Here is a 23,730-nt window from a genome sequence, read left to right on the forward strand (position 1 = left end):
CCCCTCGCGGGGCGCCCACGCCCGGAGACACGCCGTGAATACGTCCATGTAGGCTCATCGGCGACATCCATGTCGCCGATGGTCTCCAGGCGTGGGCGCCCCGCGAGGGGCTTCGCGTCGTGTCAGCGTTTCGTCGCAGCCGCCGCTTTCGCCCGCGCCGCCGCATCCTTCTGGTACTCGGCCATGTGCGGCAACTCGCGCAGCACCTTCGAGTGCGGATCCAGCGTGAAGCTTTCGCCTGCCGCCAGCGCCACATGGCCGCGCCCATCCGTCATCGGCACGTCCACGACGCGATCGCCCGCGCGCACCTGCACCGGCATGGGGAAGGGCTTGCCGCCCTCGGTCTTCCAGCGCAACGCAAGGCCACTGGCGTCGCGGGTGGCGACCAGTTCCGGCAGCTTCACGGAGCGCAGGTAGACATCGAAAAACCAGCCGTAGTCGCGGCCGGTGATGCGGTTCACCAGCGCGACGTAATCCGAAGTGGATGCGTAGCGCGGCCGGAAGTTGCCCGGCCTGGGCGCATCCGTGCCGTAGACCAGTTCGCGGGTGGCGCGGAAGAACGCTGCATCGCCGATGAGCCCGCGCAGGGTGTGCAGCATCAGAGCGCCCTTGTAATAGACGTCGTTGCCGGGCCCGCGTTCGGCGTTGGCAACGTCCTTCTCGACCATGCTGCGGCCGGCCACGATCGGGTGGCGCAGCATCAGCGTGGAACGCATCTTCATCAGCGCCGCCATGTATTCCATGTCGCCGCGCAGCCACTGCAGGTACAGCGGCTGCATGTAGGTGCCATAACCTTCGTGCAGCCAGAAATCATCCCAGTCGACGTTGGTCAGCTGGTTGCCGAACCATTCGTGGGCGAACTCGTGCTGCAGCAGCCAGTCGTAGCCGGTTTCGGCCTTTTTGTAGTCGTTGCCGTAGGCATTGATGGTCTGGTGTTCCATGCCCAGATGCGGCGTTTCGACCACGCCCATCTTCTCGTCCGCGAACGGATACGGGCCGATCACTTCCTCGAAGAAATCCAGCATCGGCGCGAACTCAGCGAACAGCCCCTCGGCCTTGGCCTGGTTGCCCTTCAGGTACCAGAAGCGCAGCGGGATGGTGTTGCCGAAGCGCGAGGTGTAGTCGGTCTGCAGCAGTTCGTAGGGGCCGATATTGAGCGCGATCGCGTAGGTGTCGGGCATCCGCGCGCGCCAGTGGTAGGTGCGCCAGCCGTCCTGCTCGTCCATGCCCTCGGCGATGCCGTTGCCGGCGGCCACCAGCAGGCTTGGCACGGTGACGTGCTGCACCACCTCCAGCGGCTTGCCCATGGGATGGTCGATGCAGGGCCACAGCAGGTCGCAGCCCTCGCCCTGCACCGCGGTGGCGACCCACGGCTCGCCGGTCGGGGCCTTGGCCCAGACGATGCCGCCGTCCCACGGCGCCTTCTTCGCCTCGTGCGGCTGACCGGCATAGCGGATGCGCAGGGTGGTCTGGCCACCGGCCGCCAGCGGACGCGGCAGGTCCACCTGCATCCGGCCTTCGGGATTGCGCCAGTGCCCGGCATCCACGGGTGCACCGTCGATCTCGACCCGCTCGATGGCGTAGTTCCGGTCCAGGTCCACCACCAGCCGCTGCAGCTGCTGCGAAACCCGCAGGTGCAGGGTGGCATCGCCTTCCAGCCGTTTCTTCGCGGGATCGACGCGGAAAGACAGCTCGGCCTTCTCGATGACCGAGGCCAGCTGTTCGGGCGTGCGCGGCAGGCCGGTGGCCGCCGTGGTCGGCGTCAATCCTGGCTGCTGCGCGATCGCGGCCACCGGCGCGAGTGCCGCGGCCACGGCAAGAACGAGGACGGAACCATGGGCGTAGGCAGGCATTCAGGGCCTCCGGTGGGTGATCGCCTAACATCGCACGGCGCGCCCCGCGTCGGGCCTGTCTTTGGTCATGCCGGGGCGAAACTGAATCCCTGCTGGCGTCCCCTTCGGCCAGGGGGAAACCTCAGCTTCGATTCATCGCGCAAACCGTTAACTGCAAGTGAGGGCGGCGAATGGTTCGCGCCCGGGGAGACGAAACCATGCACCGCATTCCCAAGCCGCACGTCCTCACCGCCGCCCTGCTTGGCCTGGCGCTGGCCATCGGCGCCGCACAGCCCGCAGCCGCACAGGAGGGCCATGAGCGCCGGGCGGAACGGCTGGAACGCCGCCTGCAGAAGGCCCGGGGCAACGCCGATGCCACGCCACCGGCAGCACCGGAAAGCCGCGGCGAGCCGCCACGGCGCATGGAGCGCTTCGAGCGTCTCGCCCCGCCCTCCGGCGCGCCGCGCGAGAGCGAAGCCGGGCGTCGCGAAGACTGGGGCGAAATGGCGCGCAGGCAGCGCGAACGGCAGGCCGCGCAGGAGCCACGCGGCCCGTGGCAGCAGCGCGAACGGGCGCTGCCCCAACCCGAAACGCCGCCTTTGCCGGCACCGGACATCGCCGAACGGCAGGCGCCTACCCGTGCCCCCGCGGAGTACCGCCGACTGGAGCAACGGCAGCGGATTGCAGAGCAGCGCGATCGTCGGCGGGAGTCCGAGGATCGGCAGCGCGAGCTGGCCGAGGCCGGCAGCCCGCAGGCGAAGGTGATTGCCGAAGCGCGCGAGCGCGAGGCACGCCGCGACTGGCGCGACGATCGCGAGGCATGGCGCGATGGCCGCGACGACCGCGTCTCGCGCCAGCAGCAGCGCGACCGGATCGAGGAACAACGTCGCCAGCATGCGCAGTGGCTGCGTGACGACGGTCGTCGTCGCCATGAGCATGACCGCCATCGTGACCAGCTGGAGCGTCAGCGCCGCAACGCCCAGTACCGCTACCAGCAGGATTACTGGCGGCGCTGGCTGGCCGCACAGGCACGCTGGAACCACCATCGCTTCGACTACGACCGCGATCCGTTCTTCCATACTCCGTTCAACTACCGCTACAGCTACGGCGGGCGCTGGCACAGCACCAACAGCTACGGCGCGGAGATCCTGCGCCAGGCGGTGCGCGACGGCTACCGCGAAGGCTGGTACGCAGGCCAGGCCGACCGCATGGATCGCTGGCAGTTCGATTACCGCAACAACTACGGCTGGATCGATGGCAGCTACGGTTACCCCGGGCGTTACATCAGCCCGAGCGACTACCGCTGGTACTTCCGCCAGGGCTTCGAACGCGGCTACCGCGACGGCTACTACGGCCGCCACCAGTACGGTCGCTACGACAACGGCAGTGCCATCATCCTGCCGGCGATCCTGGGCATGATCCTGTCCTTCAGCATCGATTGATCGGCGGGCATTCCGCCACACCCGACGCCCGGCTCCGCGCCGGGCGTCCTGTTTCCCGCCTGCGGCAGCGAGCGCAGCAAGCGCGCCGGCTCAGCGCAGCTGGCTGTCCTTGCTGCCGCGACGGTTGTAGCCGGTGAAAGCCGCCTCCTCGGCATCCTGTGCCTCCTGGCAGGCCACGCACAGGCGGACGCCGGGCACGGCCTTGCGCCGGCCTTCCGGGATCGGCGCATCGCATGCCTCGCAGCGCTCCAGCCCCGCCCCGCTGGGCAGGCGGCTGCGCGCCCGCGCGATGCCATCCTTCACCGTGGCGTCGATCTGCTGCTGCACCGCGCCCTCGCCTGCCCAACCGGTGGCCATGCCGTCCTCCTGCGATCGCTCCGCTGCCGTCGAAGGCCGACGATACACCAGCTCCCGCTGGCGCCGCGGCGACACCTCGCTCACACAGGCGCCTGCCTGGCAGGGGCAGGATGGACGGGCCCGGCAACCGGCGGCCGGCGGGTGCCGCGGCCACGCGCGCAGGCACGCGAAGCGGCGCTAAAGTGACGCTCTCCCCTCCGTCAGGAACCTGCCATGCGCCGCATTGCCGCCTCCCTTCTCCTGCTGGCCTGCGCTACCCCGGTGTTCGCCGCGCTCAAGCCCGGCGCCGTGGCGCCGGCCTTCACCGCGCCCGCCTATCTGGCGGGCCAGCCCTACACTTTCGACCTCAAGGCGTCGCTGGCGAAGGGCCCGGTGGTGCTGTATTTCTTCCCGGCCGCGTTCACGCCGGGCTGCAACGCCGAAGCCGCCGCGTTCTCCCAGGCCATCGCGAAGTTCAAGGCGCAGGGCGCCAGTGTGGTGGGCATGACCGCGGGCAACACCGGGCAGCTGGCGGAATTCTCCCGCGACACCGAAAAGTGCGCAGGCAAGTTCCCGGTGGCCGCCGATGAGGGTGCGAAGATCGCCAAGTCCTACGACGCCACCATGACGATGAAGCCGGACCTGTCCAGCCGCACCTCCTACGTGATCGGCAAGGACGGCAAGGTGGTCTTCGCCTTCGATTCGATGAATCCGAACCTGCACGTCCGGGAAACCCTGGCCGCGGTGACCGCGCTGAAGGCGAAACGCGCCGGCAAGTGAAGCGGGATCCTGCGGCGCGGCGATGGCCGCGCCGCAGGGATCAGGGCCTCCTTCGCACCAGTTTTTCGTGCAGTTCGCCGATCAGCATCGTCGCCGCGGAGCCGTACCAGCTGTGGTAGTCGGCGATCATCTCGCCCTGCTGGATCACCGGATCGCTGGCCACCAGCGCCTTCGCTTCCTCGATATCGGCGGTGGCGAACACGAACAGGCCGCGCCAGTCGCCGCCGGCATCTCCGAACGGGCCGGCCAGCGCCAACTTGCCCTCCCTCGCCAGCCGCTGGATGTTGGCCATGTGGCCGGCGAACATCGCCTGGCGCGCGGCCGCATCCTTCACCGGGGTGGGCCCGGTACGCAGGATCACCAGCACATAGCGGCGCATGCCGCGTTCGTCGGCGCCGGTGCGCTGCGCCAGCACGGCGTCATAGGCGGCAGCAACGGGCGGTGCGGCGGATTGGGCAGCGGGCTCGGCCGCCTGCACGGTACCGACGGCAGAGGCGGCGGCAAGCATCAGACCATGCAGGCGATGGCGCATCGGTTTGCTCCTGTTGTGGACCTGGATTTCACGAGTCTGCCGACAGCGCCTCACGCTGCGCTCTGTCCAGCACCAGCGGCTCGCGCAAGGGCAGGCCATCGGCATCGAACAGCAGCGTATTGCGGCGGCCGCGCAGTCGCGCTGCAATCACGCCGACGGCGATGCGCAGCGTGCCGATGATCCCCGCCAGCCGCGGCGACGCCACCGGCACGATCGCCGAGCCGGCATTGACCGCGATGCGCCCGCGCGGCCCGAATGCGGCCTCGATGGCATCCGCCGGCGCCGCGATGGCGGGCACGGGCACCCCCAGGTAGTACAGCTTCGGGTCGCGCGGGACGTTGCCCAGCGGCGTGCGGCAGCAGCTGGCGTACCAGCGCAGCAGCCCGTGCGGGCCCAGCGACATGCACGCCACTTTCTCGAAGCCGCGGGTGATCTGAAGCCCGTCCGGCGCCATCGCCAGGATGTCGGTACCGCCGGCACTGTCCAGCAGCCCCGCGCTGCCCAGCCAGCGTGCGAACGCCCGACAGTCGCGGCAGTAACAGCTCGCGCGCGCATGCACGCGGCGCGGATCGATCTGCCCCTCCACCTGGCCGCAGCGGCACGCCAGCTTCATTCCGCGCCATTCCCCGGGGATTTACCGGAGGCACAATAACGGAAACGGGCGGTCCCTGGGGCCCGCCCGTTTGGTGCTGCAGCCGGCGTCGGCGCTTACCAGATCTGGACGCGCTTCTCCGGCGCCAGGTACATGGCGTCGCCCTGCTTCACCTCGAACGCCTTGTACCAGCCGTCCAGGTTGCGCAGCGGGCCGTTGGCGCGGTACATGCCGGGCGAATGCGGGTCCGTCTTGAGCATGCGCAACAGCGCTTCGTCGCGATACTTGCTCTTCCACACCTGCGCCCACGCCAGGTAGAAACGCTGGTCGCCGGTCAGGCCGTCGATCACCGGCGCGGGCTTGCCGCCCAGGCTCAGCTGGTAGGCCTTGTAGGCCATGGACACGCCGCCCAGGTCGCCGATGTTCTCGCCCATGGTCAAGCCGCCGTTGACGCACTGCCCTTCCAGCGGGCAATAGGCGTCGTACTGCGCGCCCAGCGCCTTGGTCAGCTGTTCGAAGCGGGCGCGATCCTCGTCGGTCCACCAGTTGCGCTGGATCCCGTCGGCGTCCGACTTGCTGCCCTGGTCGTCGAAGCCGTGGCCCATCTCGTGGCCGATCACCGCGCCGATGCCGCCGTAGTTCACCGCTGCGTCGGCATGCACGTCGAAGAACGGCGGCTGCAGGATCGCCGCCGGGAACACGATCTCGTTGAACGCCGAGTTGTAGTAGGCGTTCACCGTCTGCGGGGTCATGCCCCATTCCTCGCGGTCGGTCTTCTGGCCAACGCGGCGGTTCTGGTCGGCGCGGTTGAACTGCCGCATCGCCACCGCGTTGCCCAGCAGGTCGTCGGCCTTGATGACGACGCTGGAATAGTCCTTCCACTTCGACGGATAGCCGATCTTCGGACGGAAGCTGGCCAGCTTGCGGTAGGCCTCGGCCTTGGTCGCCTCGCCCATCCAGTCGATCTGCTCGATATTGCTGCGCAGCGCGCTGCGCAGGTTCTCGACCAGCTGGTCCATCGCCGCCTTCGCTTCCGGCTTGAAGTAGCGCGCCACGTACAGCTCGCCCAGCGCCTCGCCGAGGCCACCGCGACCGCCGACCAGCGCCAACGCACGCTTCCAGTCCTCGCGCTGGGCCTTCTGCCCGCCCAGCACCTTGCCGTTGAACTCGAACGAAGCGGCATCGATCTCGCTGCTCAGCAGGTCGGCGTTGCCGTCGACGGCATGGAAGGCCAGGTAGTCGCGCCAGGTCGCCAGCGGGGTGGCGTTGACGATCTCGATCACCGGCTGGATCACGTCCGGGGTGGTGATGTTGAGCTTGTCGGGCTGCGGCAGTCCCTGCGCGCGCAGCTGCGCGGCCCAGTCGTAGCCCGGGAACTTCTGCTGCAGCTCGGCGAAGGTGAACAGGTTGTAGGTCTTGTCGCGGTCGCGCAGCTTGACCCGCTCCCACTGCGGCTTGGCCAGCGCGGTCTCAAGCGCCAGCACCGCCTCGGCGCGCGCCTTCGCATCGGCGCCGGTCACGCCGGCAAAGCCCAGCATGCGCTGGATGTGCGCCAGGTAGGCTTCGCGGATCTTGACGAAGCGCGCGTCCTGGTTGAGGTAGTAATCGCGGTCCGGCAGGCCCAGGCCGCCCACGCCCAGGCCCACCTGGTACTGGTTCGGGTCCTTGCGGTCGATGCCCACGCCCATCCCGAACGGCGCGCTGCTGCCGTCGATGCCGGCGTTGCCGAAGGCGGCGATCAGCTTGTCCTTCGAATCGATCTTCGCGATCCGGTCCAGCACCGGCTGCAGCGGCTTGATCCCGGCCGCATCGCGCCCGGCGCGGTCCATGAAGCTGGCGTAGTAATCGCGCAGCTTGCGGCCATTGCTGCCCGCGGCGAGATCCTTGCTGGCCAGCAGCTCTTCCATTAGCGCGCGGGTCTGCTCCTCGGCGCGGTCGCGCAACTGGTTGAACGAGCCGTAGTTGGTCTCGTAGTCCTTGAGGACGTAGGTGTCGATCCACTGGCCGCTGGCATAGCGGTTGAAGTCGTCGCCCGGCTTGACCGACAGGTCGCGCGCGGAGAGATCGACACCGAAACTGCCCAGCTGGGCCTTGCCCGTGGGGGTGGCGGCGGTGGCGGAGGAAACCACGACGGCGAGGGCACCGGCGATGCCGAGGCCAAGCAGGGAACGCTTCATGCGGTAGGGTCTTCTGACGGCAGGAGGCCCGAGGTTAACGCGGCTCCGCAGCGGGCGCGCGTGTCTTTGGTTGGCCTGATCGCCGCCGGTCCGGGGCCGGCACGACCGGCCGCGGACGCCTGCGGCGGGGCTCAGACCACCGCGGTGACCACGATCTCCACCTTCCAGTCGGGGTTCGCCAGCCGCGCTTCCACGGTGGCGCGGGCCGGCGCCTGGCCGGGCACCACCCACGCGTCCCAGGCCCGGTTCATGCCGGCGAAATCGGCAATGTCGGCCAGGTACACCTGCGCGCGCAGGACCCGGGTCTTGTCGCTGCCGGCCTGCGCCAGCAGCGCGTCGATCGCCTCCAGCACCTCGCGGGTCTGGGTTTCGATGTCGGCGCCGGCGGTTTCCGGCACCTGGCCGGCCAGATAGGCGATACCACCGTGGATGCAGGCTTCGGACATGCGCGGGCCGGCGTCGATGCGTTCGATCATGGGAAAGTCTCCGATGCGGGGAGCGCACCTTGGCCCAGCGCCGCGCGGCGCGCAACCCCCGCGAAACGCAGGGTCAGCCCTCGGCCTCGTCATCGGCGCCACGCAGGTCGTCGGGATCGAAGTCGTAGTCGAGCAGGTCGCCGGGCGCACAGTCCAGCGCTGCGCACACTCGCGCGAGGGTGCGGAAGCGGATGCCCTTGACCTTGCCGCTGCGGAACAGCGACATCTGGGTTTCGCTGATGCCCACCGTGGCCGCCAGCTCGCGCGCGGTCATCCCGCGCCGGGCCAGCATCAAATCCAGCGTGATCCGGACCGGCATCAGACGATCTCGTCCAGTTCGGCCTGCAGCGCGCGGGCGCTGTCGACCACCCGCGCCAGCAGCACCAGCGCGGCGCCGACCACGCCCAGCACGATCCCGGACAGGTCTAAATAAGCCAGCCCGCCCTTCCCGCCTTCAATCAACCGCGTCAGGTTGGTGATGGCGAACACGCTGAGCAGCGCGCCGGCCAGCACGCCCACGCCGATGTGGCGGATCGCGCGCGCCACCGCGGCATGGAACAGGCGGCCGGCGGCCAGATCGCCCAGCGCCCGCTGCACGGCCCACAGCGCCCACAGATAGCCAAGCCCGGGCAGCAGCCGCACCAGCATCAGCAACGCCGGGTTGCCGCCGGCGGCGCCGGCATCGCGGGTCCACGGCAGCGTGCTGGCCCCCAGCCCCAGCAGCAGGGCCAGCCCGGCGAAAACCAGCAGGGTGGCGGCGCGCAGCCAGCGGCACTGGTGGCGGAAGCGGACGGGAAGCGCCATCGGCGGGGCTCTCGGCAGACGAAGGAAATTTAAGCTTGACTTAAATCCCGCCCCATGTAAAAACTTTTACCTAAGAGTTAAATTGCCGGAGACCACCCGCCATGCCCCTTGCCATCGAAACCCGCGGCCTGAGCCGCCGCTTCGGCGACCGCCTCGCGGTCGACAGCATTGACATGCACGTGCCGGAACGCAGCATCTACGGCTTCCTCGGCCGCAACGGCGCCGGCAAGACCACCGCCATCCGCCTGCTGCTGGGGCTGTTGCGCCCGGATGCCGGCCAGGCACGGATCGCCGGCATCGACGTGGCCCGCAACCGCATGGCGGCCGCGCGCAAGGTCGGCGCGCTGCTGGAAGCGCAGGGCTTCCACCCGCACCTCGATGGCCGCGAGAACCTGGACCTGAGCCGGCGTCTGCTTGGCCTGCCCGCCACCGAGGTCGAGCGCGTGCTGGAGGTGGTGGAAATGACGCCGCATGCGCGCCGGCGAGTCGGCGATTATTCGTTGGGCATGCGCCAGCGGCTGGGACTGGCGCGGGCGATGTTGGGCGCGCCGCCGGTGCTGGTGCTGGACGAGCCCACCAACGGGCTGGACCCGGAAGGGATCGCCGACATGCGCCGGTTCCTGCGCGCGCTGCCGGAACGGGCCAACGCGACCGTGCTGCTGTCCAGCCACCTGCTGGGCGAGATCGAACAGACCGCAACCCACGTCGGCATCCTCAGCCAGGGCCGCTTGGTGCTGGAAGGTGCGCTGGCGGACCTGAAGGCCGGGCTGGCCGCCGCGGTGGAAGTAGGCACGGATGCACCGGAGCGGGCCATGGCCATCGCCAGCGCCCACGGCTTCGAGGTCGAGCGCGCCGACGAGGCGGTGGTGGTGTACATCGCCGCCGACCAGGAGCCGCGCGACGCCACCGCCGCGCTGAACCGCGCCCTGTGCGTCGCCGGCGTGCGCGTGCATGCGCTCGCCCCGCGCCAGTGCAGCCTGGAAACCCTGTACCGCAACGCCGCCCAGCCGGCCCTGGCCTGAGAAGGAGACCCCGATGTCCGCCCACACCTGTGGATTCGCGCCGCCGCGCCTGCGCACCGCGCTGGCGGTCGAGGCCTACAAGCTGCGCCGCTCGCTGGCGCTGCTGCTGGCCGCGATCGCGCCGCTGCTGATCGCGGTGTTCATGTTCTTCAACCTCACCCGCTTCGACAAACCCGGCTCCTGGGCGATGGCGCTGCAGTCCTCCGCCGCGATCTGGGCCTTCTTCATGCTGCCGATGTGCACCACCGCGCTGACCGCGCTGATGGCGCAGGCCGAACACGGCCCACGTACCTGGGAGCATTTGCGCGCGCTGCCGGTGCCGCGCTGGCACCTGTACGCCGCCAAGGCCATCTGCGCGCTGGCCATGGTGGTGCTGATGAGCCTGCTGCTGGCGGTGCTGGCGCCGCTGGCCGTGCTGGCGGCTGGCTGGGCCAAGCCCGCCGCCGCGGCGGCCGATGCGCCCGACTTCGCCGCTTACCTGCTGCTGCTTGGGCGCATCTTCCTGGCCGCCTGGCTGATGGTGGCGGTGCAGCTGTGGATGGCGCTGCGCCACGCCAGCTTCGTGCCGGCGCTGGCGCTGGGCATCGGCGGCACCTTCTTCGCCGTGATCGCCACCTCGGCCAAGGTCGGCGTGCTGATGCCATGGCAGATCCCGGTCAACCAGCTGGCCAGCGACCCGGCGCGCGCGGACCTGGCGCTGGCGGTGGGCTTCCTCGGCGGCTGCACCGCGTTCGCGCTGATGCTGTGGCGGATGAGCCGGCGCGAGATGCCGGCCTGAGACATCTTCTCTCCGCGCTGGCGCTCAGCGATGCGCCAGCGCGAAGTCCAGCGCTGCGCGCACCGCCGCCGCCTGGGCGTCGTTGCACTGCTGCGGGTTGGCGCGGGGGCTGTCGGGATAGACCTCGGTGGTGGTGACGAAGCGCGCGTCGGTGATGCCGGCGCACAGCCCGAGCGCCCGGCAGTCGTACTCGATCACGCCCGGCGCGACCACCGGAGAACCAATGATGGTGCCGTCCGGGTCGGCCGGGGCGATGTGGGTCACCTTCGCCACCTCGGCATTGACCGCCTGCTGGAAGGCCGGCGCCGGGCGCGCGCTGTCGGCGCAAAGGTAGAAGCCGTCGGGGATGGTGCCGGGCTCGAAGGGCCGGCCGTCGCGCGCGGCCAGCGCCGGGCGGAATTCGGTTTCGTCGCTGTCGGTGGTTTCGTGCAGGTCGATGTGCACCAGCACGCGATCGCCCAGCGAGCGCAGCAGCGCCCACAGCGCGGCCGATTCGACGGCCGGGCTGGCGGCGCGGAAGTTGCGGTTGGGATCCAGCGCCTGCGCGTTCCAGCGCTGGATGCGCTCAAAGGCCCACGGGCTGACGCAGGGCGCGACCAGTATGTTGGCGCGGCCCGCATAGTCCGCCGCATGGCGCTCCGCGAACTGCAGCGCACCCTGCACGCCGCTGGTCTCGTAACCGTGCACACCGCCGGTCGCCACCGCCACCGGCAGCGCTTCGTCCCAGCCGCGACTGCGCAGCACAAACAACGGATAGCGGCCGTCGGCGCCGCAGTCCAGCTCGCCGTACTGGGCGACGTCGAGGTGCTCGCGCAACCCGTCGACCCGGCGCAACACCTCATCGGCGTAGCTGCGCTTCTTCGCCTGCCGCGCGCGCCATTGCGCTTTTTCGGCGTCGCCCCAGGGCTGGCCAGGGGTGCCGATGGGCGGGAAAGTCTGTGCGTGCATGGGCGGCTCCTGCGATGGGGGTCGCCAGTCTAGCGACATGCGCACGCCTGGCCGATGGCGCCAGCGCAGCACCTGCGGTTCCTGCGTGCTTTCAGCCGCTGCAGTCGCCGCAGCAGAGCGATGCCAGCTGCTCGATCTCCGCAGGCGGATAGCCCGCCTGCGCCAGCACCGCTGCCAGCTCATCGCCGCTCATCCATACCGTGGCGCGCAGCGCGCCGTCGGCAGGGTCACGATCCACGATCGCCGCAGGATCGACCTCGTGCAGCGCGTCGTCGATGACCGCCATGTCCGGCGCATCCGCCGCCAGCCGGATCCTGAACTCCATGCCCGTCTCCACCGCGCGCCGACCACGGCGCCATTGGAGCATCCTGCGCCGCGCCGCCGCGGCCTGCCCTGACGGAGGTCAAGCCGCAGGCCGCGGTTACAGCATCCGCTTGAGGGTGTCGTCGCGGCGGAAGGCGTGGTGCCACACCGCCGCCAGCACGTGCAGGCCGATCACCCAGTAGAACGCCTCGCCGATGCTGCCGTGCAGGTCTTCGAGCGTATGCGCCAGTTCCTCGTTCTCCGGCAGCAACGCCGGCAGGGCCAGCCCGGTGAGCGGGATCATCACCGCCTTGCCGTCGCTCCAGGCGGTGGCCAGGCCCAGCAGCGGCATCACGATGAAGAACGCGTACAGCGCCAGGTGGATCAGCTTCGAGGCCAGCCCGCTGAACCGGTCCAGCGGCGGCGTCACCGGCGGCGCCGGGTTGCGCACGCGGCCGGCCAGCCGCCACCACACCAGCAGGAACACGCTGATGCCGACCCAGAAATGCCCCTGCACCATCGCTGCGCGCTCCGCGCTGCCGCGCGGAAACAGGCCACGCTGCTCTATCAGCAGGTAAGCGGCCAGGATCAGCAGCGCCATCAGCCAGTGCAGGCGGCGCAGGACGGGGGCATAACGCGGATGGGCGACGGCGTTCATGACGCAGCTCCTGCAGTGGATGACCGGACTATGCGCCGACCGGGCATGGAAATCTTGACTCCGATCAATTTCGCCCGGCGTCCGACGCCGCAGCCGCGTCCGGCGCCAGCATGTCGGCCAAGTCTTGGTCCTTCTCGCGCCACAAGCCGTTCATCCACTGCTGGAAGCGCACCCGGAACTCGCGATCGTTCTGGTAATCCCCGCCCGCCAGGTCTGCCGGGATCCGCCGCTGGCGCACCCGTACCCGCACCTCGGGCACGCGGTCGGCCAGCAGGTCGATCAGCGAAGGCCGTCCGCCCGGATAGGCGATAGTGACGTCCAGGATGGCGTGCAGCCCGTCGCCCATCGCGTCCAGCACGAATGCAACCCCGCCTGACTTCGGCTTGAGCAAGTGGCGGTACGGCGAGCCCTGCTTGGCGTGCTTGTCGGCGGTGAAGCGGGTGCCCTCGACGAAATTCATGATCGCCACCGGGATGGCGCGGAATTTCTCGCAGGCGCGCCGCGTGGCCTCGATGTCGCGTCCGGCCAGCGCCGGGTTCTTCGCCACCTGCCGCGGCGTGTAGCGGCCCATGAACGGGAAATCCAGCGCCCACCACGCCAGCCCCAGCAGCGGCACCCAGAACAGCTGGCGCTTGAGGAAGAATCGCAGCAGGGGGATGCGCCGGTTGAACACCTTCTGCAGCACCAGGATGTCCACCCAGCTCTGGTGGTTGGCCAGCACCAGGTAGTGGCCATCCGCATGCAGGTCGGCGTCGCAGTGCAGCCGCAGGCGGGTGCGCGTGAAGCTGTCCCACAGCCGGTTGTTGAAGCCGATCCAGCTTGCCGCAAGGCCGGTCAGCAGCGGGTTGCAGGCGGTGCGCAGGCGCGGCAGCGGCAGTACCACCTTCAGCAGCGCGATGGCGAGCAGCGGGATGACGTGCAGCACGGTGCTGGTGGCGATCAGCAGGAACAGCAGCGCGAGGCGGAACGGCAGCATCGGTGGCCAAGGCGTCGGAACAGGCATCCATTGTCGCGGAAAATCCGGCGATATTTCTGCCCGTCGGTATCATGCGCGCATGTCCACGCCGACCGCGCCGCGCCATGCCGGCCCCCTGCTCACGCGCGCCACGGGCGACGCACTGACCGCCGCGCGCGCCGCCGGCCATGCCGCCTGGCAGGGATCGCTGGACCTGGGGCGCAGCCATGGCGAGGCGCAACTGGGCGGCGAGCACTGGCACTGGCAGGGCATCGCCTACCCCTACCCCGGCAAGCTCAAGGACCGCACCCTGTACTGGTGGGACGGCGAGGGGTTCGCACCGGTGTCGCGCTACGCCGGCAAGCTGATCAAGCTGGTGCCGACCGGGTGGGACGTCCCGACCTTCGAGATCGATGGCATCAAGATGCTGCCCACCGCGAAGGAATCGCCGCTGGACGACGCGCGCCGCAAGGTGGCGCTGGTGCAGCCGGCGGGAAAGACCGTGCTGGATACCTGCGGGGGCCTGGGCTATTTCGCCGCCTGCTGCCTCGACGCCGGGGTGGCCCGCATCTGCTCGTTCGAGAAGAACGAGGACGTGCTGTGGCTGCGCACGCTCAATCCGTGGTCGCCCGCTCCCGACGAAAGCGCCGGCCGGCTGCAGCTGGCACATGCCGACGTCTCGCAGGCCATCGCGGCGCTGCCCGATGCGGCCTTCGATGCCGCCCTGCACGACCCGCCGCGCTTCGGCATTGCCGGCGAACTCTATTCGCTGGCGTTCTACCAGCAACTCGCGCGCGTCCTGCGCAAGGGCGGAAGGCTGTTCCACTACACCGGCAGCCCCAACAAACTGACCAGCGGGCGCGACGTGCCGCGCGAGGTGGCGAAACGGCTGGAAACCGCCGGTTTCAAGGCGGAACTGGCGCTGGACGGCGTGCTGGCGGCAAAGCGCTGAGCTTCAGCGACGTTCGACCCGGATCACGTTGGGGTCGTCGGCATGCTCCAGCAGCAGCCGGCGCACCCGGTCCTGCCAGACCGAGCCGAACGCCGCGCGCTCCTCGCCGGTGGCGTCGGCGGCCAGCGCGCGCACCATCAGCTCGCGCAGCTGCGGCGCGGGCGGGATGGCGGACAGATCCAGCGACAGATGGACGCTATCGCCGTTGTCGGCACGCCGGAAACCGGCGATGCTGTTGCGGTCGCCGCCGCCATAGCGCAGCAGGTTGTGGCGGGCATGCTGCCCGCCGATACCGTGGAAGCCGTTGTTGGCGGCGGCGCCGGTGACGAGGGTGAACACCTGCGCGATGACGCCGGTGGTGCCCTCCACTTCCGCCGCGCCCATGGTCACCACCACGCCGCCGCGTTCCGGCAGCGTGTCCGGGTACAACGCGCGCAGGCCCGCGCGCGCCATCAGGTAAGCGCCGGCCACCGTGGGGCAGGAATGCCCGGTCAGCCGCACCGCGTCCGCATAGCCGTACTCGATCAGCCCGCCGTCCGCCGCGCCCAGCAGCTCGGCCAGCGGGTCGCGGACCAGCACCCGCGGCGCGTGCGAATAGAAGGCGGGCAGATGCATGGACGGACGCTCCTGTGGTCATTCTTCCGGCAGGCCGGTGACACCGAAATCGATCACCACGCCGGCCTGGTCGCGCTGGCGGTAGGCGACCGTGACATGTTCGCCGAACCGCTGGCCGATCTGGCCCAGCAGCGGGATTGGATCATGATCATTGATGAAGCGCATGGTCTCGCCGTTGCGCAGCGCCCCCAGCGCGCCGAAGATCGCGGAATGGCGGAAGCGCCGGGCAATGCCACGGGCATCGAACACGTGGACGTTGGGCTCGGGATCGAGGTGCATCGACACGGGAATGACTCCTGTTTGCAGTGAACAGGAGGCATGCTACGCCGCGCACTCCGCACCGCCTTGACCTGTGTCAGGGCGGCACCGGACACCCCGGATCGGCGGCGCTTCAGGCGCGCCAGTAGTTGTTGGCGGCGGCGACGGTCTGGAAATTGATCGCCACCACCTGCGAGGACGCGATCAGCGCGCCGGCATCCTCGGCGTAGGCCGGGCGCAGGCGATCGCGCGCCTCGGCGGACGGCTGCGTGTACTTGACGCCCATGCGCGACAGCTTGAGGGCCAGTTCATATCCTTCCTGCGCGGTTGCCGTCTGCAGGCTGCTCAGCCAAGGCTCCATTCCGGATGCTCCATTGCGTGTGGAGCCTTGATCGTCGCGCAATCGTCCGTCACCGGCAAATCAGCTGCCAGGCGGCACCGCCGCAGCCAGCGCCAGCCGCCCCAACGCCAGCAGGCCCTGCTCGCGCTGCTCCGGCGGCATGCTGGTGCCGCTGTCGAGATGATCGCTGACGGCCAGGATCGCCAGCGCGGCGAACCCTTCGCGCATCGCCAGGCCATACAACCCGGCCGTCTCCATTTCGATGCCGTGGATGCGGTGACGGCGCAGCTGCGCCAGCAGCTGCGGGTCGCCATCGTAGAAGCAGTCGGTACTGAACACATGCGCCAGCCGCGCCGGCATGCCCTGGGCGCCGGCGGCGTCCACCGCGGCGCGCAGCAGCCCGAAGTCCGCGCAGGCGGACAGGTCGTGGCCGCCGAACTGCATCCGGTTGAAGCGCGAATCGGTGCTGCCGGACTGCGCCAGCAGCACGTCGCCCACGGCCACCTCGCCCACGCCGCCGCTGGTGCCGACACGGATGATCCGGCGCACGCCGTAGGTCCGCGCCAGCTCGGTCACGTAGATCGCGGTGGACGGAATGCCCATGCCGCCGCCCATCACCGTCACCGGCCGGCCGTGCCAGCCGCCGGTGTAACCCAGCATGTTGCGGCGCGCGTTCACCTGCACCGGCGCATCGAGAAGTTCGTGCGCGAGGAAGCGCGCGCGCAGCGGATCGCCGGGCAGCACGACGGTGTCGGCGATCGCGCCAACGGCGGCTTCGATATGCGGTGTGCTCATGGATCAGCCTGTAAGGAAACAGCGGCCTTCCGCCAGCGGCGGCAGCCCGAGGTGGGTGGCGATGCCCTGCCCGAGGTCGGCGAAGCTGTCGCGCCGGCCCAGCGCGCGCGGCGCCAGGCCGGGACCGCAGGCCAGCAGCGGCACCCGCTCGCGGGTGTGGTCGCTGCCCGCCCAGCTGGGATCGCAGCCGTGGTCGGCGCTGAGCACCAGCAGGTCGCCGGGGCGCAGCGCACCCAGCAATTCCGGCAGGCGCGCGTCGAAATGCTCCAGCGCCGCGGCATAACCGAGCGGATCGCGGCGGTGGCCGTACACGCTGTCGAAATCGACGAAATTGGTGGCGACCAGATCGCCCTCGCCCGCCTGCGCCAGCGCCGCCAGCGTGGCGTCGAACAGCGCATCGTGGCCGCTGGCCAGCAGCACCGTGCTTACGCCCTGCGCGGCAAAGATGTCGCTGATCTTGCCGACCGCGTGCACCTGGCCGCCCTGCGCGCAGACCGCGTCCAGCAGGGTTGGCCGCGGCGGCGGCAGCGCGTAGTCGTGGCGGTTTCCGGTACGCCGGAAGTCCCCGGGGCCATCGCCGATGAAAGGCCGCGCGATCACCCGGCCGATGTTGTATGGCGCCAGCAGCGCGCGCGCGATCCGGCACACCTCGTACAGGCGCTCCAGCCCGAACGCCTGCTCGTGCGCGGCGATCTGGAACACCGAGTCGGCCGAGGTGTAGACGATCGGCTTTCCGCTGGCGATGTGCTCCATCCCCAGTTTCGCGATGATGTCCGTGCCCGAGGCGTGGCAGTTGCCCAGCACGCCGGGCAAGCCGGCCTGCTCGACCAGCGCCGCCAGCAGCGCCGGCGGGAAGCTGTCCTGCGTGGCCTCGAACAATCCGAACGGCTCGTGCAGCGTCACCCCGGCGCTTTCCCAGTGGCCGGACGGCGTGTCCTTGCCGCGGGCGCGCTCGCCCATGCAGCCCCACAGCGCCTGCGTGGCGGGCATGGCCTCGAAACCTGCAGCAGCGCACCCGCTGGCCAACGCATGCGCCTGCGGCAATCCGAGCCGGGCCAGGTGGGGGATGCGCAGCGGGCCGCGCGGCGCGCGCGCGCAGGCCTCGGCGATATGGCCGAAGGTATCGGCGCCGGCATCGCCGTAGGCGGCGGCATCGACAGCGCCACCGATCCCCAGCGAATCCAGCACCAGCCAGAGGGCGCGGGCCACCGCTCAGCCGTCCAACTCGGCCAGCAGCGCGTCGAACAGTGCACTGGCGCCGATCCGGAACCGCGCCGGATTGATCCAGTCCGCGCCCAGCCGCTCCTGCGCCAGCGCCAGATAGACCCGCGCATCGGCCAGCGTGCGGATCCCGCCCGCGGCCTTGAAACCGCAGCGCCCGCCGCGCGCGGCAATGGCATCCAGCATCACCGCCGCCGCTTCGGGCGTGGCGTTCACCGGCACCTTGCCGGTGGAGGTCTTGAGGAAATCCACCCCGGCGTCCAGGCCCAGTTCGCAGGCCTGGCGGATCAGTGCCGGCGAAACCAGCTCGCCGGTCTCGAGGATCAGCTTCAGCGCGATGCCTGACCCGCAGGCGCTGCGGCAGGCGTCCACGCCGGCGCGAGCGCGGGCCGCATCGCCGGCCTGCAGCGCGCGCCACGGCAGCACCATGTCGATTTCGTCGGCGCCGGCTGCGATGGCGCGAAGGGTTTCACGGGCGATCCGCTGCGGGTCGTCGGCGCCTTCGGGAAAGTTCACCACCGTGGCCACCTTCACGGCCGTGCCGGCCAGCGCCTCGCGGGCGGTGGTGATGTGCTCGGGATGGATGCAAACCGCCGCCGGCAGGCCGTGCGCGCTGCGCGCGGCAGCGCACAGGGTGCGGATGCGCGCGGGCGTGTCGTCCTCGCCCAGGCTGGTCAGGTCGAGCAGGCCGAGCACGCGCGCGGCGGGGAACAGGTCGGTAGCGGACATGGCAGGCCCGGTTGCGGATCGCCGCCAGTCTAGGCGGCGCGGCCGCGCCGGACCTTGATCTGCGGCAAGTTCATCGTTCGCCCGCGCGACAGCGGGAGATGGATTACAGTCGGCTGACCACGACCTGCATCCCCATACCACCGCCATGGCCCCGCGCCTGCCCCCGCTTCCGCAAGTGCTGGACCTGTTGCCCGATGCAGTGTGCATCGTGGACGAGGGCGGCCACCTGCTGTTCGTCAACGCCGCCTTCGAGCGCCTGCTGGGTCATGCCGCGGACGCGGTCCGCGGCCGGATCCTGTTCGACTTCATCCATCCCGACGACCGCGCCACGTCCCAGCGACAGGCGGAGGCGCTGATGCAAGGCGGCGGCGAGCGCCATTTCCGCAACCGCTACCTGCATCGGCAGGGCCACGTGGTGGAGCTGCTGTGGTCGGCGCACTGGCTGCCGGAGCAGCGCCTGCGCATCGGCGTGGCGCGCGAAATCGGCGAACTGCGGCGGGCCGAGCGCGAACTGGAACACCATGCCAACCACGACCCGCTGACCGGCCTGGCCAATCGGCGGCGGCTGCAGCATGCGCTGCGCAACGCCCTGGCGGAAGCTGCCGAAAGCGGCGGCCAGGTGTCGCTGCTCTACCTGGACCTGACCGGTTTCAAGCAGGTCAACGATCGCGGCGGCCACGAGGCCGGCGACCGCGTTCTCTGCGAGGTCGCGAAACGGCTGCAGCAGGGCGTGCGCCAGATCGACCTGGTGGCGCGTATCGGCGGCGACGAGTTCGTGGTGCTGCTGGCAGGCTGCGATGCCGGACACGCCCGGGGCATGGCGCAGCAGTTGCGCCAGCAGCTGCGCGTGCCCTGCACGCTGCGCGATGGCCCGTTGCAGATGGACGCCAGCATCGGCACCGCCACCTTCCCCGCCGATGGGCGGACCCCGGAAGCACTGCTCGCGCACGCCGACCAGGCGATGTACGCCAGCCGCAGGCCCCGTTGACGGTCGTTTCAACGGATATTCGAGACCGAGTTCTTCGCGGTGTCGTGCCTGGCCTTCAGCACCCCACCCTCGACGCTGAAGGCCAGCTCAACCCTCACCCGCGGCGCTGCCGCCCGTACCTGCGTCTTCACCGTGTCCTTCAGTCCGCTGCCGGCGCGCTCGGCGACCACCACCAGCAGATAGTCGCCCTCGGTCAACGGCCGGGTCACCTCGATGGCCCCTGCCGAAATTCGCCGGGTGGGCAGTGGTGCCGGCCCCGATTGTGCGGCAGCCGCGGCCGTGCGTCCGGTGGCCGCGTAGGAGGCAGCCGCCGCACCGCCGCCAGCTCCCGCCAGTGACGACACCGCAGCCGAGACGATGCCGCCGCCCGGCAGCGCGCCCCCCGGCAACGCCTGCCGCCCCGCCCCCTCCAGCGGGGTCATCCGCAGCGCCTCCAGGTCCACGCGCACACCGTCACCGCCGGGAAAGGCGATGACGCACGCGGCGCCGCCGCAGCCGATGTCGATCTTCAACGCCGCGCCCTGCGCCAGCGCGCCGCCTGCGGCGTGCAGCCCGGCGTTGACCTTTTCGCCGAAGGTCGCGCCCTGCGTCTGCCGGGGCACCGTCACGTTCATCGAAATGCGGTTCGGCATCGACCCATTGATGCCGTTGAGGCCGCTGGCCGCCGCCGGCCACGCCAGCATCAGGACCACTGCGCCGATCGGAATGCAGGTCTTCATGTCGCCACCATGGATTTGCCGGGCCGTGGGCGAGACTACGCGCGCACCGGCGGCGCGCGTCAAGCACCGTCCGTCGCTGGCCGGTCGCGGATTGGGCAGGCGTTCACCTGTCGGGGGATCCACAGCGGCCACCCGGCCAAACCGCAGGAGCGCGCGATGCCCAGGATCGAACGGCCTTTCTTCCCCATCATCTACGTCCGCGGCTACGCGATGACCCGCGACGAGATCGTGCAGACCACCTCGACGCCCTACATGGGTTTCGAGGCCGGTTCCACCAAGATCCGCCAGGCCCAGGACGGCAGCATCGTCAAGTTCGTGTTCGAGTCACCGCTGGTGCGGCTGATGAAGGACTACGGTTACCGCGATGTGTACGCCGCCGGCGCGGAACAGGCCGACCGGCTGCCGGCGCGCAGCGTGGTCATCCACCGTTATTACGACGAGGCGGATCCCGCCTTCGGCGCCGGCAAGGCACCGTCCATTCCCGATGCCGCGGCGGCGCTGGGCCGGAGGATCGCGCAGCTGCGCGACAGCGTCTGCGGCGGCGACGCGGCGGCGCGCAAGGCCTTCCGCGTGTACCTGGTCGGGCATTCGATGGGCGGTCTGATCTGCCGCTGCCTGCTGCAGAACCCGGAGGTCGCCAGCGCCGAAGTGCGCGCGATGGTGGACAAGGTGTTCACCTACGCCACCCCGCACAACGGCATCGAGCTGGGCGGCATCAACGTGCCGAGCTTCCTGTCGATGAACGACATGAACAACTTCAGCCGTCCGGTGATGGCGAAGTACTTGAAGGTGGCGAAGGACAAGGTGAACACGCTGGGCGATTCCGGCTTCCCGCCGGAGCGCTTCTTCTGCCTGGTCGGCACCAACAGCCGCGACTACGCGGTGGCGCACGGCCTGTCCTCGCTGGCGGTCGGGCAGATGAGCGACGGGCTGGTGCGGATCGAGAACGCCTATGTCGCCGGCGCGCCGCGGGCGTTCGTGCACCGCAGCCACAGCGGCTATTTCGGCATCGTCAATTCGGAGGAGGGCTACCAGAATCTCGCCCGCTTCCTGTTCGGCGATCTGTGCGCCACCGGCAGGCTCGACATCGAGGCGCTGCCCTTCCCGCCGGAGCTCGAGCGCGCGCGCAAGGCCGGCAAGAAGATCGAATCGTCCTACTACATCGAAGCCACGGTGGCCCCGCGCGGCGCCTACACCTACGACCTGACCGCGCGCACCAAGGGCCAGGAGAGCGCGGTCCGGCGGCAGTACTCGGAATTGTTCGACAACCACGGCAAGCTGATCCGCAACGCCCGCGCGCCCACGCTGTTCTCGGTATTCCTGGACACCTCGAAGATCACCGCCGGCAGCGAGGTGGCGTTCTCGATCGAGCTGGCAGTGTCCAACGCCGGCTATGAGATCGACGGCGCGCTGTTCCTGAAACAGCACATCCCCGGCGAATACCTGTTCCGCAACACCCTGGTGCTGTTCGCCAAGCAGGACGGCGGGGAATGGAAGCTGCGCTACGTCTGGGCCGACGAGCACTGGGCCACCGGGCCGAAGACGGGTGCCGAGGTGCTGGCGCTGGGCCGGAAGGCGATCGGCATCGCGCAGCAGGCGCCATCGGCGTTCTCGATTCCGCTGGCGTCGGCGAAAGGGTTCCGCGCGGCGCTGCAGATCGCCCTGTCGGCCTGGGCCTGAGGCGCCGGTGGCGCCCCGCTGCCGTGCTCAGGCGTGCAGCGCGGTCAGCGATGCGTGCAGGTGGGCGGTTTCCAGCATGTGCCGCAGCCGCGCCTCGACCGCGCGCAGGTCCGCCAGCTGCTGCGGGGCATACAGGGTGTAGATGGGCCGGTTGCGCTGGCCCTCGGCCGGCTCCTTCCGGCTCACGCCGATGTCGCCCGTGCCGCTGGCCTGCGCCCACAGCCGGCGCAAGGCATGCGGTCCGATGCTTTCGTCCTTTCCAAGCGTGAAGGTGAACATCGCGATCTGATGGCTCGACATGCGGCACTCCTTGCGGTGCTGGAGTATGCGCCTTCCAGGCGGACCGCCCCTGGCACACCTTCACGCCGCGGTTTCCGGCCATGCATGGCAGTCCCTGCCACATTCGCGTAGGATGGCGCAAGGCCCCCGCGCCACGCGCGTTTCGTCCGACGCCCACGCGTCGCCCGCCTCGCTCCCTTTCACCCGCCCCGCACTGCCTGCGGGGCGGCACCTGACCGCCCCTGCGGGCGCCCGCCGCGCGCAGCCGGCGCGGCTCCGCAAGTCCTGCGCGTATCCGTGCGTCAAGCCTGCTTGCCGCCGCGGACGCCCACCTCCACCACGCCGCGAGCGGAACGCCCGCGCACCCCGCTCACGCCGTCACCCCACAGGAGGCCCGCATGGCACGGCCCAGGAAAGCAACCGAGAGCCAGCCGCAACAGCCGTTGCCCGCAACCAAGACCAGCCACCTGTTCCAGGGGCGCAAGCCTGCGGAACGTGGCGGCACCCTGACCCGGGAGCGCATCGCCGAACACATGGACGCCTTCCGCAAGGCCGGCGGGAAAATCGAGGTGCTGGGCACCACCCGATCCCTGCAGCACATCGGCCTGCCGGCCGAAGCCGAGCCGGCACCGGTCGTTGCCCCGGCCGCCGGGCGCGCCCGCAAATCCACCCGCTGATACAGGAGTTCCCGTTGGCCAAGCCAAACTACGCATTCGAGAAGCGCCAGCGCGAGCTGGCCAAGAAGAAGAAGCAGGACGAAAAAGACGCCCGCAAGCGCGAGGCGCGCGCCGCCGAGGCGCCGCCGGCGTCAGCAGCGGAATCCGCCGCGCCGCCCGTCCCGACGGGATCGACGCCAGCCCTGGCGGGTCCGCGCGTGCACCTGCGCAAGCCTGCCGATTGAGCTGATGCCGGGCCGGGGTCAGCGCGCCGCGTAGCGGAACAGCGCCCCGGCCAGCAGCCACGGCAGCGCGAAACAGGCCGTCAAGGCCAGTTCGCGCGCATGGAAGCCGCCGACGGCCATCGCAACGGCCACCGCGGCCAACTGCGCCAGGGCAGCGGCGAACATCGCATTCGCCATGCCCGCTGCGCGGAAGCGCCCCACCAGGCTGCCCAGCCCCGCGATGCCCAACACCCCCGCGAACATCAGGTTGGCCGCGTTGCCCTCGCTGCCCAGCATGCCCACCGCGAGGTTGACCCAGATCGTCAGGAACCCGGCCAGCACCGCAGTGCCGAAGCCTGCGCGATAGGCCGGCGATCCATCCCGCCGCGCACCGAATTCGTACAGTCCGCAGACTGCGGCCAGCAGCACGCCCATCACCGCGAAATCCAGCGCCGACCAGTCCACCCCGGACTGCGGACGCAAGCGCATCGCCAGCGCCGGCAGCAGCAACAGGCAGGCCGCGCCGCCCCACACGAACGGGCGCAGCCGGTTCCTGCGGCGCGTACCGCCGGTTCCGGTCATCGTCGTTCCGCTCATCGCCCTGCTCCCGCGTCACGAGTGGATGGTGGCGCGCAGCGT

At 70.1% G+C, this 23,730-nt stretch carries 30 protein-coding genes; 9 read left to right on the forward strand and 21 right to left on the reverse strand.

Annotated elements, in window-relative coordinates; translation table 11 throughout:
- Positions 1 to 122: 122 nt before the first annotated feature.
- Entirely contained in the window at positions 123 to 1,853 is a 1,731-nt protein-coding gene (locus SPK54_RS01275; protein ID WP_330946128.1) for a M1 family metallopeptidase, read from the reverse strand.
- A gap of 197 nt (positions 1,854 to 2,050) precedes the next feature.
- On the opposite strand from SPK54_RS01275, the gene SPK54_RS01280 reads away from it, so the two are divergent.
- Positions 2,051 to 3,274, forward strand: a complete 1,224-nt coding sequence (locus tag SPK54_RS01280; protein ID WP_330946129.1) for a hypothetical protein — start codon at positions 2,051 to 2,053, stop codon at positions 3,272 to 3,274.
- Between the two features lie 90 nt (positions 3,275 to 3,364).
- Here the strand turns inward: SPK54_RS01280 and SPK54_RS01285 are convergent, their stop codons facing one another.
- Positions 3,365 to 3,631, reverse strand: coding sequence for a DksA/TraR family C4-type zinc finger protein (locus tag SPK54_RS01285; RefSeq protein WP_330946130.1), 267 nt, complete (start codon positions 3,629 to 3,631; stop codon positions 3,365 to 3,367).
- A gap of 213 nt (positions 3,632 to 3,844) precedes the next feature.
- Between SPK54_RS01285 and SPK54_RS01290 the strand changes: the two genes are divergently transcribed.
- A complete protein-coding gene (locus tag SPK54_RS01290; protein ID WP_330946131.1) occupies positions 3,845 to 4,390 on the forward strand; it encodes a peroxiredoxin in 546 nt (181 codons plus the stop codon).
- Positions 4,391 to 4,430: 40 nt separating this feature from the next.
- Here SPK54_RS01290 and SPK54_RS01295 read toward each other — a convergent pair whose 3' ends face one another.
- The 6 genes from SPK54_RS01295 to SPK54_RS01320 all read right to left on the reverse strand — a co-directional run bounded on the left by SPK54_RS01295 (position 4,431) and on the right by SPK54_RS01320 (position 8,971).
- Entirely contained in the window at positions 4,431 to 4,922 is a 492-nt protein-coding gene (locus tag SPK54_RS01295) for a YciI family protein (RefSeq protein ID WP_330946132.1), read from the reverse strand.
- Between the two features lie 28 nt (positions 4,923 to 4,950).
- The gene (locus tag SPK54_RS01300) at positions 4,951 to 5,535 is read right to left on the reverse strand and encodes a DUF6151 family protein (protein ID WP_330946133.1); all 585 of its coding nucleotides are present in this window, start codon (positions 5,533 to 5,535) and stop codon (positions 4,951 to 4,953) included.
- A 95-nt stretch (positions 5,536 to 5,630) separates the two neighbouring features.
- On the reverse strand, positions 5,631 to 7,691 hold the full coding sequence (locus SPK54_RS01305) for a M13 family metallopeptidase (RefSeq protein WP_330946134.1): 2,061 nt from the start codon (positions 7,689 to 7,691) through the stop codon (positions 5,631 to 5,633).
- 131 nt (positions 7,692 to 7,822) lie between these two features.
- Positions 7,823 to 8,167 (reverse strand): RidA family protein, encoded by a 345-nt coding sequence (locus SPK54_RS01310; RefSeq protein WP_330946135.1) that lies wholly within the window; start codon positions 8,165 to 8,167, stop codon positions 7,823 to 7,825.
- 73 nt (positions 8,168 to 8,240) lie between these two features.
- A complete protein-coding gene (locus tag SPK54_RS01315) occupies positions 8,241 to 8,486 on the reverse strand; it encodes a helix-turn-helix transcriptional regulator (RefSeq protein WP_330946136.1) in 246 nt (81 codons plus the stop codon).
- Positions 8,486 to 8,971 (reverse strand): DUF2975 domain-containing protein, encoded by a 486-nt coding sequence (locus tag SPK54_RS01320; RefSeq protein WP_330946137.1) that lies wholly within the window; start codon positions 8,969 to 8,971, stop codon positions 8,486 to 8,488. Before SPK54_RS01320 ends, SPK54_RS01315 begins: the two co-directional genes overlap by 1 nt.
- 101 nt (positions 8,972 to 9,072) lie before the next feature.
- On the opposite strand from SPK54_RS01320, the gene SPK54_RS01325 reads away from it, so the two are divergent.
- Both SPK54_RS01325 and SPK54_RS01330 read left to right on the forward strand, forming a co-directional pair.
- Positions 9,073 to 9,993, forward strand: a complete 921-nt coding sequence (locus tag SPK54_RS01325) for an ATP-binding cassette domain-containing protein (protein WP_330946138.1) — start codon at positions 9,073 to 9,075, stop codon at positions 9,991 to 9,993.
- Between the two features lie 13 nt (positions 9,994 to 10,006).
- The gene (locus tag SPK54_RS01330) at positions 10,007 to 10,771 is read left to right on the forward strand and encodes an ABC transporter permease (RefSeq protein ID WP_330946139.1); all 765 of its coding nucleotides are present in this window, start codon (positions 10,007 to 10,009) and stop codon (positions 10,769 to 10,771) included.
- 24 nt (positions 10,772 to 10,795) lie between these two features.
- Here the strand turns inward: SPK54_RS01330 and SPK54_RS01335 are convergent, their stop codons facing one another.
- From SPK54_RS01335 to SPK54_RS01350, 4 genes are all read right to left on the reverse strand, one after another.
- A complete protein-coding gene (locus tag SPK54_RS01335; RefSeq protein WP_330946140.1) occupies positions 10,796 to 11,719 on the reverse strand; it encodes a M14 family metallocarboxypeptidase in 924 nt (307 codons plus the stop codon).
- Positions 11,720 to 11,810: 91 nt separating this feature from the next.
- A complete protein-coding gene (locus tag SPK54_RS01340) occupies positions 11,811 to 12,044 on the reverse strand; it encodes a hypothetical protein (RefSeq protein ID WP_330946141.1) in 234 nt (77 codons plus the stop codon).
- A 96-nt stretch (positions 12,045 to 12,140) separates the two neighbouring features.
- On the reverse strand, positions 12,141 to 12,680 hold the full coding sequence (locus SPK54_RS01345) for a cytochrome b (RefSeq protein ID WP_330946142.1): 540 nt from the start codon (positions 12,678 to 12,680) through the stop codon (positions 12,141 to 12,143).
- A gap of 64 nt (positions 12,681 to 12,744) precedes the next feature.
- A complete protein-coding gene (locus SPK54_RS01350) occupies positions 12,745 to 13,656 on the reverse strand; it encodes an acyltransferase (RefSeq protein WP_330946143.1) in 912 nt (303 codons plus the stop codon).
- Between the two features lie 79 nt (positions 13,657 to 13,735).
- Between SPK54_RS01350 and SPK54_RS01355 the strand changes: the two genes are divergently transcribed.
- Positions 13,736 to 14,587, forward strand: a complete 852-nt coding sequence (locus SPK54_RS01355; protein ID WP_330946144.1) for an SAM-dependent methyltransferase — start codon at positions 13,736 to 13,738, stop codon at positions 14,585 to 14,587.
- A gap of 3 nt (positions 14,588 to 14,590) precedes the next feature.
- Here the strand turns inward: SPK54_RS01355 and SPK54_RS01360 are convergent, their stop codons facing one another.
- The 6 genes from SPK54_RS01360 to deoC form a co-directional block, all read right to left on the reverse strand.
- Positions 14,591 to 15,202, reverse strand: coding sequence for a hypothetical protein (locus SPK54_RS01360; RefSeq protein WP_330946145.1), 612 nt, complete (start codon positions 15,200 to 15,202; stop codon positions 14,591 to 14,593).
- Positions 15,203 to 15,220: 18 nt separating this feature from the next.
- Positions 15,221 to 15,481, reverse strand: coding sequence for a DUF2249 domain-containing protein (locus SPK54_RS01365; RefSeq protein WP_330946207.1), 261 nt, complete (start codon positions 15,479 to 15,481; stop codon positions 15,221 to 15,223).
- Between the two features lie 112 nt (positions 15,482 to 15,593).
- Positions 15,594 to 15,821, reverse strand: coding sequence for a hexameric tyrosine-coordinated heme protein (locus SPK54_RS01370; protein ID WP_330946146.1), 228 nt, complete (start codon positions 15,819 to 15,821; stop codon positions 15,594 to 15,596).
- Positions 15,822 to 15,881: 60 nt separating this feature from the next.
- Entirely contained in the window at positions 15,882 to 16,595 is a 714-nt protein-coding gene (gene deoD / locus SPK54_RS01375) for a purine-nucleoside phosphorylase (RefSeq protein WP_330946147.1), read from the reverse strand.
- Positions 16,596 to 16,598: 3 nt separating this feature from the next.
- Positions 16,599 to 17,804, reverse strand: coding sequence for a phosphopentomutase (locus tag SPK54_RS01380; protein WP_330946148.1), 1,206 nt, complete (start codon positions 17,802 to 17,804; stop codon positions 16,599 to 16,601).
- A gap of 3 nt (positions 17,805 to 17,807) precedes the next feature.
- Positions 17,808 to 18,545 (reverse strand): deoxyribose-phosphate aldolase, encoded by a 738-nt coding sequence (gene deoC / locus SPK54_RS01385; protein ID WP_330946149.1) that lies wholly within the window; start codon positions 18,543 to 18,545, stop codon positions 17,808 to 17,810.
- 145 nt (positions 18,546 to 18,690) lie between these two features.
- Here deoC and SPK54_RS01390 point away from each other — a divergent pair, with 145 nt between their 5' ends.
- Positions 18,691 to 19,533 carry a sensor domain-containing diguanylate cyclase gene (locus SPK54_RS01390; RefSeq protein WP_330946150.1) on the forward strand — a complete coding sequence of 281 codons (843 nt, stop codon included), beginning with the start codon at positions 18,691 to 18,693 and terminating at the stop codon, positions 19,531 to 19,533.
- Between the two features lie 8 nt (positions 19,534 to 19,541).
- On the opposite strand, the gene SPK54_RS01395 is transcribed toward SPK54_RS01390, so the two are convergent.
- Positions 19,542 to 20,315: a hypothetical protein gene (locus SPK54_RS01395; RefSeq protein WP_330946151.1), complete on the reverse strand. Its 774-nt coding sequence runs from the start codon at positions 20,313 to 20,315 to the stop codon at positions 19,542 to 19,544.
- 93 nt (positions 20,316 to 20,408) lie between these two features.
- On the opposite strand from SPK54_RS01395, the gene SPK54_RS01400 reads away from it, so the two are divergent.
- Positions 20,409 to 21,932 carry a hypothetical protein gene (locus SPK54_RS01400; protein WP_330946152.1) on the forward strand — a complete coding sequence of 508 codons (1,524 nt, stop codon included), beginning with the start codon at positions 20,409 to 20,411 and terminating at the stop codon, positions 21,930 to 21,932.
- 27 nt (positions 21,933 to 21,959) lie between these two features.
- Here SPK54_RS01400 and SPK54_RS01405 read toward each other — a convergent pair whose 3' ends face one another.
- Positions 21,960 to 22,232, reverse strand: coding sequence for a hypothetical protein (locus SPK54_RS01405; protein ID WP_330946153.1), 273 nt, complete (start codon positions 22,230 to 22,232; stop codon positions 21,960 to 21,962).
- Between the two features lie 377 nt (positions 22,233 to 22,609).
- On the opposite strand from SPK54_RS01405, the gene SPK54_RS01410 reads away from it, so the two are divergent.
- A complete protein-coding gene (locus tag SPK54_RS01410; RefSeq protein WP_330946154.1) occupies positions 22,610 to 22,888 on the forward strand; it encodes a hypothetical protein in 279 nt (92 codons plus the stop codon).
- 14 nt (positions 22,889 to 22,902) lie between these two features.
- Positions 22,903 to 23,112 carry a hypothetical protein gene (locus tag SPK54_RS01415; RefSeq protein WP_330946155.1) on the forward strand — a complete coding sequence of 70 codons (210 nt, stop codon included), beginning with the start codon at positions 22,903 to 22,905 and terminating at the stop codon, positions 23,110 to 23,112.
- Positions 23,113 to 23,130: 18 nt separating this feature from the next.
- Here SPK54_RS01415 and SPK54_RS01420 read toward each other — a convergent pair whose 3' ends face one another.
- Positions 23,131 to 23,673 carry a hypothetical protein gene (locus tag SPK54_RS01420; protein WP_330946156.1) on the reverse strand — a complete coding sequence of 181 codons (543 nt, stop codon included), beginning with the start codon at positions 23,671 to 23,673 and terminating at the stop codon, positions 23,131 to 23,133.
- Between the last annotated feature and the right edge of the window lie 57 nt (positions 23,674 to 23,730).

This window comes from Thermomonas sp. LB-4, assembly GCF_036409385.1.
GTDB lineage: Bacteria > Pseudomonadota > Gammaproteobacteria > Xanthomonadales > Xanthomonadaceae > Thermomonas.